This is a genomic window from Bradyrhizobium sp. WBOS08, from assembly GCF_024585125.1.
GTDB classification, from domain to species: domain Bacteria; phylum Pseudomonadota; class Alphaproteobacteria; order Rhizobiales; family Xanthobacteraceae; genus Bradyrhizobium; species Bradyrhizobium japonicum_B.
Map to the genome: position 1 here is coordinate 1,626,830 of NZ_CP028988.1, position 12,418 is coordinate 1,639,247.

Annotated in this window: 11 protein-coding genes; 7 read left to right on the top strand and 4 right to left on the bottom strand. The window is 65.1% G+C overall.

Annotated elements, in window-relative coordinates:
• Window positions 1-32: 32 nt before the first annotated feature.
• Complete coding sequence (locus tag DCM80_RS07905; protein ID WP_257196462.1) at window positions 33-245, top strand: hypothetical protein; 213 nt, start codon at window positions 33-35, stop codon at window positions 243-245.
• A gap of 15 nt (window positions 246-260) precedes the next feature.
• Here DCM80_RS07905 and DCM80_RS07910 read toward each other — a convergent pair whose 3' ends face one another.
• The 3 genes from DCM80_RS07910 to DCM80_RS07920 all read right to left on the bottom strand — a co-directional run bounded on the left by DCM80_RS07910 (window position 261) and on the right by DCM80_RS07920 (window position 3,098).
• Window positions 261-752 carry a DUF305 domain-containing protein gene (locus DCM80_RS07910; RefSeq protein WP_257196463.1) on the bottom strand — a complete coding sequence of 164 codons (492 nt, stop codon included), beginning with the start codon at window positions 750-752 and terminating at the stop codon, window positions 261-263.
• Window positions 753-827: 75 nt separating this feature from the next.
• A complete protein-coding gene (locus DCM80_RS07915; protein ID WP_257196464.1) occupies window positions 828-1,940 on the bottom strand; it encodes a M48 family metallopeptidase in 1,113 nt (370 codons plus the stop codon).
• Window positions 1,941-1,943: 3 nt separating this feature from the next.
• Entirely contained in the window at window positions 1,944-3,098 is a 1,155-nt protein-coding gene (locus tag DCM80_RS07920; RefSeq protein ID WP_373569392.1) for a DUF898 family protein, read from the bottom strand.
• A gap of 292 nt (window positions 3,099-3,390) precedes the next feature.
• On the opposite strand from DCM80_RS07920, the gene DCM80_RS07925 reads away from it, so the two are divergent.
• Together DCM80_RS07925 and DCM80_RS07930 are read left to right on the top strand one after the other, a co-directional pair.
• Entirely contained in the window at window positions 3,391-4,653 is a 1,263-nt protein-coding gene (locus DCM80_RS07925) for a cytochrome P450 (RefSeq protein ID WP_257196465.1), read from the top strand.
• A gap of 172 nt (window positions 4,654-4,825) precedes the next feature.
• On the top strand, window positions 4,826-6,100 hold the full coding sequence (locus tag DCM80_RS07930) for a cytochrome P450 (RefSeq protein ID WP_257196466.1): 1,275 nt from the start codon (window positions 4,826-4,828) through the stop codon (window positions 6,098-6,100).
• Between the two features lie 288 nt (window positions 6,101-6,388).
• On the opposite strand, the gene DCM80_RS07935 is transcribed toward DCM80_RS07930, so the two are convergent.
• Window positions 6,389-7,309 (bottom strand): LysR substrate-binding domain-containing protein, encoded by a 921-nt coding sequence (locus DCM80_RS07935; RefSeq protein ID WP_257178154.1) that lies wholly within the window; start codon window positions 7,307-7,309, stop codon window positions 6,389-6,391.
• 125 nt (window positions 7,310-7,434) lie between these two features.
• Here DCM80_RS07935 and DCM80_RS07940 point away from each other — a divergent pair, with 125 nt between their 5' ends.
• The 4 genes from DCM80_RS07940 (at window position 7,435) to mdlC (ending at window position 12,351) form a co-directional block, all read left to right on the top strand.
• Window positions 7,435-8,604, top strand: coding sequence for an acyl-CoA dehydrogenase family protein (locus DCM80_RS07940; RefSeq protein WP_257196467.1), 1,170 nt, complete (start codon window positions 7,435-7,437; stop codon window positions 8,602-8,604).
• Window positions 8,605-8,613: 9 nt separating this feature from the next.
• A complete protein-coding gene (locus DCM80_RS07945; protein ID WP_257196468.1) occupies window positions 8,614-9,717 on the top strand; it encodes a CaiB/BaiF CoA-transferase family protein in 1,104 nt (367 codons plus the stop codon).
• 14 nt (window positions 9,718-9,731) lie between these two features.
• Window positions 9,732-10,583, top strand: coding sequence for a MaoC family dehydratase N-terminal domain-containing protein (locus DCM80_RS07950; RefSeq protein WP_257196469.1), 852 nt, complete (start codon window positions 9,732-9,734; stop codon window positions 10,581-10,583).
• Window positions 10,584-10,728: 145 nt separating this feature from the next.
• A complete protein-coding gene (mdlC, locus tag DCM80_RS07955) occupies window positions 10,729-12,351 on the top strand; it encodes a benzoylformate decarboxylase (protein WP_257196470.1) in 1,623 nt (540 codons plus the stop codon).
• The last annotated feature ends 67 nt before the right edge of the window (window positions 12,352-12,418 follow it).

The window sequence follows — 12,418 nt, forward strand, 5'->3', positions numbered from 1 at the left end:
GCGGTTCTCCTGCTTTCAGGATGGAGAGCTCGATGACCTATCAGGACAATGACCGCAGGGCCGACAAAGCGCGCCGCAACAGCCCGGCCGGCTGGGCGATCGGCGCGATCTTCGTGATCGCCATGGTCGCGGCCGTCTTCTTCTATAATGGACGCGAGTTCGGTCCCCAGACCACGACCTCGAATCCGAACAATGCGCCGAACGTCACCACCGGATCGAATCCGCCTGCTGCACCGGCGAAGTGACGCCATCGCGGCGCGTCAGGTCGGTGGCCTCGGTGGCAGATCCTTCGCGCCCGCCGACGGCGGCTTCTCTTCGAGATCGGCGATCAAACGTTTCATCTCGCCGATCTCGCGCACCTGCGCCTCGATGATATCGTCCGCCAACTTGCGAACGCGGGGATCTCTGATGTGCGCGCGCTCGCTCGTGAGCACCGCGATCGAATGATGCGGGATCATCGCTTTCATGTAGGCGACGTCGGAGATGGTCTCCTGACTGCGCAGGAGCCAGAGCGAAATCGCGAACACGGCGGCGCCTGCCACCAGAATGGCGGTGTTCGCCGTCCGGTTCCGGTACATGCTCCACATGAAGCCCAGCATGACGATCGCCATGACGGCGCCCATCAGCAACGCCATCCATGTCCGGGTCTGGCTGTACCAGACGTGGTCCAGGGCAAACGTGTTGAGGTACATCAGGCCGAACATGATGATGGTTGAAGCCGCGATCATCGCGGCAAAGCGGCCGTAGCTCATGTGGAACCTTCATGTCTCTGCGTCAGGAGGATAACTTCGTTCGCAGAGATCGTTCCTCGCGGGCAAACCGCCTGCTCACACCTTCCCGCTGCCGCAAATCAGCTTCAGCGACTGCCATTCCTTGTCCGTCAGCAGCGGCGGGCCGGAGACCGGGCGATCTTCTTTGGTCATGCGCGCGAGGCGGTCTTCGGTCAGCGGGTGGCTGGCGAGGATCGTCGTGAGCGTCGAGCCGCCTTCCTTGCCAGTGATGCGGAACATCAATTCGGCGGCGGGCTTCGGCGAGCGGCCGAGCTTGTGCATGACCTCTATCGCGAACGTATCGGCGGCGGTCTCGGCCTCGCGCGAATAGGAGGCTTCGACCAGGCTGCGCGAGGCGAAGATCACCGCGGACGAGCCGGTGACGTCGCCGAACAGGAGGCCGATCAGGAACGAGGTGCCGCCATTGTAGATCAGCCCGCGCATGTTGTCGTAATGCTTGAGATGACCGAGCTCGTGCGCAAGGATGCCGGCGAGCTCGTCGGGGCTTTCGGCCTTGTCGAGCAGCCCCTTGAGCACGTAGACCTTGCCGCCCGGCAGCGCGAACGCGTTCGGCACCGAGGTCGGCAGCACGCCCGCGGTCATGGAATCGTCGTCGAGGCCGGCGGCATCGCGCAGGCGGTTGACGAGCTTGGTGAAGGCGGCCTTGCCGGCGGGATCTTCGCACGCATTGCGGCCGAAGATAGTCTTCACCTGCACTTCGGCGGCGTCGCCGATGCGCCGTTCGACGGGTTTCGGCACCAGCGGCGCCAGACGGTCGGCGGCGAGCGGCACGCCGAACAGAACGACGCAGACGATGGAGACGGCGGCCGCGACCGACCAGCCGACGATCTTTGCGACACCGCGGCGCGAGGTCATGTGCTCGTCGAGCCGCATGCAGCGCGCCGTCACGTCGGTCGCAAGCACAGCGTCGCGGATTTCCAGCCGCGCCAATGGCGGCGCGGCGATGCACGACAGGCGCAAGATGCCGGACGGACTGTCGGCGCGGCGAATGTCGGCGTAAGCCCAGCGAACCGGCGTCCCGCCCTCCTCGACGATCTCGAGCGCATCGCCGAATGTCAGCGTCACCTGCCGCCTGCGGCTCGACGTTCCGTCGAAGAAGATGGTCGGCTTCGCCGACTGCGCCGGCGCCGCGGCAAATGTTTCACTCACAGCCTAGAATCCCGCGACATCGAGCCCGTCGGCAAAACCTTCGCCGAGCGCGCTGGCAAGCTGACCGCTGCCGCGCACGTCCGCCGCGGCCGCGATGTCGTGCACCTCGACGGTCTCGAGCACCTTGGCCCAGAGATCGCGCTGGAGATAGACCCGCATCACGATGTTGATCGCGAGCGCCAGGGCGAAATAGCCTGCTACCATCATCACCACCATGGGGATGCTCTTGGTGCCGTTGTCACCGGCGAAGATCTCCTCGGCCGGAACGCCGCTCAGTTGAACCAGCAGCAAGCCGCCGACGCCCATATAGGCAGCGAAGGCGAACGTGAGCAGCATCCACCAGCCGACCACCTTCCAGTACAGGCCGTAGAAGGCATCATGAGGCAGGTCCGAGGACAGGCTGACGCCGCCGATGCGGATGCCGTCGAGCCACCAGCGCCATTCGCGCGCCTTGAATTCGGCATAGAAGAACGGCGCGAGCGGGAAGATCACGACCGCGATCGGGCTGAGCAGCCACAGCCACCAGGCGCGCTTGAAGAAGGTCCAGCCATCGCCCTCGAAATCGCCGCGCAGATCGCCGTAATGGCTGTGCTGCATCTTGTAGCGTTCGAGCGCGGCCTCGCGCCACGGCAGCGCCAGGCCGAGCGTCAGCAACACCAGCAGACCCCAGGCCATGGCGCGGAACGAATAGGCCCAGCCCGAGCCGTCCATCCAGAACCGCACGCCGCGCCAGACCGTGCGCGTCAGCCGGTAGCGTCGCGCGCGAAAGATTGCGAACTGACCGAAGGCGTAGAAGCCGATGAACAGCGGCACCGAGGCAAAGCCCTGCCAGCGCTCGAACTCGATGCCAACAAGGAAATAGGCGAGGTAGATCGGCACCAGGATCGCGAGCGCGAACAGGAAGCCGACCAGGAGCTCCCTGGCCCGCCCGGTATATTCGGCGGCATCGCCGTCGATCGCAGTGTGCGCCCACAGATGACGGCGAATGTCGGTGACGAGCCAGAACCGGTAGAAGCCGAAGGTGACGAGTTCCAACATGGCACCCTTGGTGACCATTTTTCGGAAGTCGGAGCGGTTGCCGAAAAACTCGACCCGCGTCGGCGGCAGCGGCGGCGGAATGGGCTCGGAGCCGATCGGGGTCCATTGCATGTCGTTCACGGCGGCAACCTCGGGATGTCGGTCTGTTCCAATCAAACTATAGATCAGAGATTGGTCGATCCCCAACACGGCCGGGTTCGATTTACCTCGATTCCAATCGGTTTCTGGCACGATTTCACGACGAACGGTGTGCGGGGGATCACGCTAAGGAAGGTCCCGCGGCCCTCTCGCAAAAGTTGGATGTGGCAAAACTCTCCCTTGCTCCGGCGCAGACAACCGGCTGTAATTGCAAATCAAATACCGCAGCGCAGAATTCAACGAGAACGCGCGGTTCGTGCCAGGGAGAACGGTCATGCATGGGACCATGAGCGCGGCCAAGCTCGACGCATTGCGCGATCGCGCCAGTTCGTTGCCGCTGGAGCAATTCGATCCGGGCGACCCTGAATTGTTCAGGACCGATACGTTCTGGCCCTATTTCGATCGCCTGCGCCGGGAAGACCCCGTGCATTATTGCAAGGACTCGATGTTCGGGCCGTATTGGTCGGTAACCCGCTACAACGACATCATGGAGATCGAGACCAACCATTCGGTGTTCTCCTCGGCCTCCGCGCTCGGCGGCATCACCATCCGCGACATCGATCCGGACCTGCGCCGCGAGAGCTTCATCTCGATGGATCCGCCGCGTCATGCGGCGCAGCGCAAGACCGTGGCGCCGATGTTCACGCCGACGCACCTCGACAATCTCGCGCTCAACATCCGCAAGCGCTCGGCCGAATGCCTCGACAACCTGCCCCGCGGCGAGGTGTTCGACTGGGTCGACCGTGTCTCGATCGAGCTGACCACGCAGATGCTGGCGGTGCTGTTCGACTTTCCCTGGGAGGACCGCCGCAAGCTGACACGCTGGTCCGACATCGCCACCACGATTCCCGGCCCTGACGGCCTCGTCGCCACCGACGAGGAGCGATTGGCCGAACTTGGGGAATGCGCGGCCTACTTCTCGCAGCTCTGGAAGGAACGCGCCGAGCAGCCGCCGAAGAGCGACCTGCTCTCGATGATGGCGCATGGCGCCGCGACGCGCGACATGGATGCCAAGAACTTCCTCGGCAATCTCATCCTTCTGATCGTCGGCGGCAACGACACCACGCGCAACACCATGTCCGGCTCGCTTCTCGCGCTGAGCCAGCATCCGGAGCAATATCGCAAGCTGCGCGAAAATCCCGCGCTGCTCGACAGTTTCGTTCCGGAGGTGATCCGCTGGCAGACGCCGCTGGCGCATATGCGCCGCACCGCGCTTTCCGACTTCGAGTTCCGCGGCAAGCAGATCAAGAAGGGTGACAAGGTCGTGATGTGGTACGTCTCGGGCAACCGCGACGAGGAGGCGATCGAAAAGCCCTACGATTTCATCATCGACCGCGCCCGCCCGCGCACCCATCTGTCCTTCGGCTTCGGCATTCACCGCTGCGTGGGCTTGCGGCTTGCCGAACTCCAGCTCAAGATTATCTGGGAAGAGATCCTTGGGCGGTTCGACCATATCGACGTGGTCGGCGAGCCCAAGCGGGTCTATTCGAGCTTCGTTAAGGGTTTGGAAGAGCTGCCGGTGAAGATTGCGGCGTGAGTTTGAGCTATAACGTCAGGAATGCTGCGCTCCCTCTCCCGCGTGCGGGAGAGGGGTGGGGAGAGGGTCTCTCCGCAATGGGACAGCCCCCGAGAGGATAAGACCCTCACCCGCGCTTCGCGCGACCTCTCCCGCAAGCGGGAGAGGTGAGACAACAACTGGAGCCACGACGATGAACATCCAAGCGCCGGTTAAGGTGGACAAGGCCGAACGCATGCGCAGGGCCCGCGAGGAGGCCTATGCGACGCCGCTGTCGCAATTCCATCCCGGCGCGCCGCGGCTGTTCCAGGACGACACGCTGTGGCCGTGGTTCGAGCGGCTGCGCAACGAAGAGCCGGTGCATTACTGCACCAACGCGCCGATCGAGCCCTATTGGTCGGTGGTGAAGTACAACGACATCATGCATGTCGACACCAATCACGGCATCTTCTCCTCGGATTCGACGCTCGGCGGCATCTCGATCCGCGACGTGCCGCAAGGCTACGACTGGCCGAGCTTCATCGCGATGGACCAGCCCAAGCATTCGGCGCAGCGTAAGACGGTGTCGCCGATGTTCACGCCGACGCATCTGGACGAGCTCGCCAAGCTGATCCGCCAGCGCTCGCAGACCGTGCTGGACAACCTGCCGCGCAACGAGACCTTCAACTTCGTCGAGCGCGTCTCGATCGAGCTGACGACGCAGATGCTGGCGACCTTGTTCGACTTCCCCTGGGAGGAGCGGCGCAAGCTGACGCGCTGGTCGGACGTCTCGACCGCGCTGCCCAAGAGCGGCATCGTCGCCTCCGCCGAAGAGCGCCGCCGCGAAATGGACGAGTGCTACGCCTACATGTCGAGGCTGTGGAACGAGCGCGTCAACTCGGAGCCGCGCAACGATCTGCTGTCGCTGATGGCCCATAACGACGCCACGCGCCACATGGATCCCGACAACCTCATGGGCAACATCATCCTGCTCATCGTCGGCGGCAACGACACCACGCGCAACACCATGACCGGCTCGGTGCTGGCGCTGAACGAGAACCTGGAGCAGTACGACAAACTGCGCGCCAATCCGGAGCTGATCGACTCCATGGTGCCCGAGGTGATCCGCTGGCAGACGCCGCTGGCGCATATGCGCCGCACGGCCCTCCAGGATACCGAAATCGGCGGCAAGCACATCAAGAAGGGCGACCGCGTCGTGATGTGGTACGTCTCCGGCAACCGCGACGAGGAGATGTTCGACAGGCCGAACGAGTTCATCATCGACCGTCCGCGCCCGCGCACCCATCTCTCCTTCGGCTTCGGCATCCACCGCTGCGTCGGCATGCGCCTCGCCGAGCTGCAGCTCAAGATCGTCTGGGAGGAGATGCTGAAGCGCTTCGACCGCATCGAGGTGGTTGGCGAGCCCAAGCGGATTTATTCCAGCTTCATCAAGGGATACGAGACGCTGCCGGTGAGGATTCCGGGGTAGGCGCGCTACTACGAAGGCTTTTAGGTCAGGCTGCTTCATCACCCTCCGCCGTCATGCTCCGCGAAGGCGGAGCATCCAGTACGCCGCATCCTCTCGGTTCCAGCCGCGTCGCCTCTGGAATACTGGATTGCCCGCCTTCGCGGGCAATGACACCGAGGGCGAGGCGAAGAGCGCATGGCCCCTGACGCACGGCAGGCTCCACACGCTTTCCGGCTATAAAATTCCGGCATGACAGTTCGCGCCAGATGCGAAGGCACGGTGGCGCCCGGCTGTTCTACCACATGCCATCTAACTCAATTTGATGTCCCACACGCCGTCCTTGCGGCAGGCGGCGACTTCCTCGCGCAGAAGGGCCGTGACCGCCAGCGACGCCGTCGAGACCGGCCGGTCGATCGGAGAAGCGAAAATGAGCTCGCGCGTCATCGGCTTCGAGACGGAAGCGGTTTCCAGCCGTCCCTCCGCGACCTCGCCGTGGACCGACGAGGGCGGCAGCAGCGCGAAGCCGAGCCCTTCCTCGACCAGGCTGGTCAGCACGCGGAAGGAATCCGCCTCGAGCTGGACGTTGAGCTTGATCTTGCGCTGGGCGGCTGCGTGCTCGATCAGCGCGCGGAGGCCGTGGGAATGAGAGGGCAGCACCAGGCGCTGCCGCAACAGCCAGCCGACATCGACGCTCTTCTTGCGCGCCAGCCCGCAGCCGCGCGGGCCGACCGCGACGATGTTATCGCGCCCGAGGCTCTCCACGTTGAGATGCAGATCGGCGGAGCGGCCGTAGAGGATGGCGAGGTCCATCTCGCCGCGATGCAGCCATTCGACCAGATGGCCACTGTAGCTCTCGACGATTCGCAGCGAGATGCCGGGAAATTTTTCGACGCAGCGCCGCGCAAAGCGCGCCGACAGCACGCAGCTGACGGTTGGAACGAGGCCGAGCACGACTTGGCCCGAAGGCGGCCCCTGGGACGACTGGATGTCGTCGCGGATCTGGTCGATCTGCCGCACGATGCCGGAGGTGCGCGCCAGCAGCAGGCGGCCGGCCTCGGTCAGCACCATGCCGCGGCCGTTGCGGGTGAACAGTTCAGTGCGTAGCTCGTGTTCCAGCAGCTTGATCTGCCGGGAGAGCGCCGGCTGCGCCACGCGGAGCGTGTCGGACGCCTTGGACAGGCTGCCGAGCTCCGCCACGCAACTGAAGGTCCTGAGCTGCCGGAAATCCATGCTTGCCAATCCTGGAAGGCTACTCCATACGCTATAACAAATGAGCATAGGGGGCTGGCGTTGTTTTCACAACGCCTGGGGATCGGCCGGCGTTATCTTAACTGCCGCTACCAATGGGAAACGCCATGAGCGATGAACACCACACCGAAGATTACGCCGACATCCGCGACGCCGTCGCCAAGCTCTGCGCGCAATTTCCCGGCGAATATTGGCGCAAGCTCGATCGCGAGATGGCCTACCCCAAGGCCTTCGTCGACGCGTTGACCGCGGCCGGCTACCTCTCGGTGCTGATCCCCGAGGAATATGGCGGCGCGGGCCTGAAGCTGTCGGCCGCGGCGGCGATCCTGGAAGAGATCCAGCGCGCGGGCTGCAATGGCGGCGGTTGCCATGCCCAGATGTACACGATGGGTACCGTGCTGCGCCACGGCAACGCCGAGCAGAAGGCGAAGTACCTGCCGAAGATCGCGAGCGGCGAATTGCGCCTGCAGGCGTTCGGCGTCACCGAGCCGACCAGCGGCACCGACACCTCCTCGCTGAAGACGTTCGCGCGCAAGGACGGCAACGACAGCTACATCGTCAACGGCCAGAAGATCTGGACCAGCCGCGCCGAGCATTCCGACCTGATGGTGCTGCTGGCGCGCACCACGCCGAAGGAGCAGGCCAAGAAGCGCACCGACGGCCTGTCGGCGTTCATCGTCGACATGCGCGAGGCCAAGAACAACGGCCTGGAGATCCGCCCGATCCGCACCATGATGAACCACGCCACCACCGAAGTGTTCTTCACGGATATGAAGGTGCCGGCGGAGAACCTGATCGGCGAGGAGGGCAAGGGTTTTCGCTACATCCTCTCCGGCATGAATGCCGAGCGCATCCTGATCGCCGCCGAATGCGTCGGCGACGCCAAATGGTTCATCGCCAAGGCGACCAACTACGCCAAGGAGCGCAGCGTTTTCGGACGGCCGATCGGCCAGAACCAGGGCATCCAGTTTCCGATCGCCAAGGCCTACGCCTCGATGCGCGCGGCCGAGCTGATGGTGAAGGAAGCCACGCGGAAATACGAGGCCGGGCTCGATTGCGGCGCCGAGGCCAATATGGCCAAGATGCTGGCTGCCGATGCGTCCTGGGAAGCAGCGAATGCCTGCATCCAGACTCATGGCGGCTTCGGCTTTGCCGAGGAATACGACGTCGAGCGCAAGTTCCGCGAGACGCGGCTGTATCAGGTCGCGCCGATCTCGACCAATCTCGTGCTGTCCTACGTCGCCGAGCACGTGCTCGGCATGCCGCGCTCGTACTGAGGTCCGGTCATGGGAGCACTTGACGGGATCAGGGTGATTGCGGTCGAGCAGGCGGTGGCGGCGCCTTTCTGCTCCTCGCGCCTGGCCGATGCCGGCGCCGAGGTGATCAAGATCGAGCGGCCCGAGGGCGATTTCGCCCGCGGCTATGACGCGGCGGCCAAGGGCCAGAGCAGCTACTTCGTCTGGCTTAACCGCGGCAAGCAATCGGCGGTGGTCGATCTCACGACGACGGAAGGCCGCGCCGAGCTGGAGAAGCTGATCGCCAGCGCCGACGTGCTGATCCAGAATTTGAAGCCCGGCTCGATGGACAAGCTCGGCTTCTCCCGCGAGCGGCTGTTGAAGGACTATCCCAAGCTGATCTCCTGCACCATCACCGGCTATGGCGACGAAGGTCCCTACGCGCATCGCAAGGCGTATGACCTGCTGATCCAGGCCGAGAGCGGCCTTGCCTCGATCACCGGCAATCCCGATGGCGCCTCGCGCGTCGGCATGTCGATCGTCGATGTCGCCACCGGCGCCACTGCACACGCGGCAATCCTGGAAGCGCTGATCGCGCGCGGGCGCACCGGCAAGGGAGCCGACATCCGCATCTCCATGTTCGACGTGATGGCGGACTGGTGCACGGTGCCGCTGCTGAACTCCGAAGCCGGCAATCCGCCCAAGCGCATGGGCCTGCGCCATCCCTCGATCGCGCCCTACGGCGTGTTCACGTCGAAGGACGGCAAGGATATCCTGATCTCGATCCAGAGCGAGCGCGAGTGGAAGACGCTGTGCGCCAAGGTGCTAGATCAACCGGACCTGCCCGCCGATCCGCGCGTCGCCAACATGGTCGAGCGCGTCCGCAACCGCGACTTCACCGACCAGACGGTGGCGGACGCCTTCGGCAAGATGACGCGCGACGAGCTGCTGAAGCGGCTGTCCGATGCCGACATTGCCTTTGCCGAGGTCAACACCATGGCCGATCTTGCCAAGCATCCGCATCTGCGCCGCATCGAGGTGGACACGCCGCAGGGACGTGTCAGCTATCCCGCGCCGGCGCCGATCATCGTCGGCGAGACGCGCAGCTATGGCGCCGTGCCCGCGATCGGCGAAAATCCGCAGTCCAAGAAGTAACAGAGCGAGGCGTCATGACCGAGAAGCTCGACATCGATCATTTGCGGCAATGGATCGGCCGCAGCACGGAGGCGACCGACATCGTCGCCGCACAGCTCGTCATGGGGCTGCGCGCGACGCTATTCCAGGACGTCGGCGAGCCCAGGAAGGGCGACGCCGCGCCGTTCACGGTGCACTGGTGCCTGGCGCAGCCGGTGTTTCCGATGTCGATGCTCGGGCCCGACGGCCACCCCACCCGCGGCGGCTTCCTGCCGCCGGTGCCGCTGCCGCGCCGGATGTGGGCCGGCGGCGAGATCGAGTTCCTGCAGCCGCTGCGCGTCGGCGACGAATCGACCCGGACCTCGCGCATCGCCGATGTGCAGGTGAAGTCAGGCTCCACCGGCACACTATGCTTCGTCTCGGTCGAGCACAGCATCTCCTCGCCGCGCGGCACCGCCATCCGCGAGCGGCAGGATATCGTCTATCGCGAGATGACCAGCAGCGCGCCGACGGGCGCGAAGGCCCCGCCTCCGCCGCCGAAGGCGCAGCACCGCGAGACACATGTGTCGGATCCCGTGCTGCTGTTCCGCTACTCCGCCCTGACCTTCAACGGCCACCGCATCCATTACGACCGCGACTACGTCACCAAGGTCGAGGGTTATCCGGGCCTGATCTTCCACGGCCCGCTGCAGGCGGCGCTGATCATCGAGATGGCGGCGCGCTTGCGCGGCGGCAAGGCGCCGAAGAAGTTCACCTATCGCGGGCTGCAGCCGCTGTTCGAAGGCACGGAGTTCTCGGTCAACGCGAATGAGACCGAGGCGGGCATGGAGCTGTGGACGGCGAACGCGGAGGGGCAGCCGACGATGAAGGGCACGGCGGTGTGGTAGCTCCGCTCGCTCTCCGTCATTGCGAGCGTAGCGAAGCAATCCAGAATCCCTCCGCGGTGATAGTCTGGATTGCTTCGTCGCAAGAGCTCCTCGCAATGACGGTGGGGCCGATACCGCGCCAGTCAACAACAAGGGGACGGAAACCATGGCCAAGAACGGCAAGACCGGCAGCAAGTCCGTCACCGTCAAGCAGGCGACGCTCGACCTCTTGCGCGGCTTCGGAATCGACCGGGTGTTCGGCAATCCCGGCTCGACCGAGCTGCCGTTCCTGTCCGACTGGCCCGGCGACATCGACTACGTGCTGGCGCTGCAGGAAGCGTCCGCCGTCGGCATGGCCGACGGCTATGCCCAGGCGACGCGCAATGCCGGCTTCGTCAACCTGCATTCGGCGGCCGGCGTCGGCAACGCGCTCGGCAACATCTACACCGCGCACCGCAACCAGACCCCGCTGGTGATCACCGCTGGCCAGCAGGCGCGCTCGATCCTGCCCTTGCAGGCGTTCCTCTACGCCGAACGCGCCTCGGAATTTCCGCGGCCTTATGTCAAATACAGCATCGAGCCGGCGCGGCCGGAGGACGTGCCGGCCGCGATCGCGCGAGCCTATTACACCGCGATGCAGCCGCCGTGCGGGCCGACCTTCGTGTCGATCCCGATCGATGATTGGGCTCACGCCACCACCCCCGTGGAAGCGCGCAAGGTCAGCCGCGAGATCGGCCCCGAGCCTGACGCGATGAAGGCGCTGGTTGCCGCGCTCGCCAGCGCAAAGCACCCTGCCCTCGTCGTCGGCCCCGGCGTCGACCGCGCCGGCGCGGTGGACCTGATGGTGCGCGTGGCCGAAAAGGCCAAGGCCAGCGTCTGGGTCAGCCCGTTCTCGGCGCGCTGCTCCTTCCCCGAGCGTCACCCGCAATTCGCCGGCTTCCTGCACGCTTCGCCGGCGCAGCTGTCCGACGCGCTGCGCGCACACGATGTCGTCGTCGTCATCGGCGCGCCGGTGTTCACCTTCCATGTCGAGGGCCATGCCGCGATCTTCGACGGCGGCGCGACGATCTTCCAGATCACGGACGATCCTGACGCGGCAGCCGTGACCCCGGTCGGCACCAGCATCATCGCCACGATGAAGCCGGCGCTCAGCCTGCTGCTCGACCTTATGCCGGAGAGCAAGCGCACCACACCGAAGGGCCGCACGCTGCCGCCGGCGCCGCAAGCCGGCGATCCGCTGCCGGTCGAGTTCCTGCTGCACTCGCTGTCGCAAGCGATGCCGGATGGTGCTTCCCTCGTCGAGGAAGTGCCCTCGCATCGGCCGGCCATGCAGAAGTTTCTGCCGATGCCCGGCCAGGACAGTTTCTACACCATGGCGAGCGGCGGCCTCGGCTATTCGCTGCCCGCCGCCGTCGGCATGGCGCTCGGCAAGCCGAAGCAGCGCACGGTGTGCCTGATCGGCGACGGCTCGGCGATGTATTCGATCCAGGCGCTGTGGACCGCCGCGCAGCGCAAGCTGCCGCTCACCGTCATCGTCATCAACAATTCCGGCTACGGCGCGATGCGCTCGTTCAGCCAGGTGATGCAGGTGCGGGGCGTGCCCGGGCTGGAGCTGCCGGGCATCGACTTCGTCCGGCTCGCCGAAGGCATGGGCTGCCATGCAGTGCGGGTAAGCAAGGCGGCGGAGCTCAGCGAGGCGCTGAAGCGCGGCATGGCGCATGAGGGCACGAGCCTCGTCGAGGTCGTCGTGGATTCGGCGGTGCCGGTCCTGTACGGGCAGAAGCATTGAGGCGCCGGTAGCCCGGATGGAGCGCAGCGCAATCCGGGTTCATGCCACAAGCGAGTCGGCCCCGGAT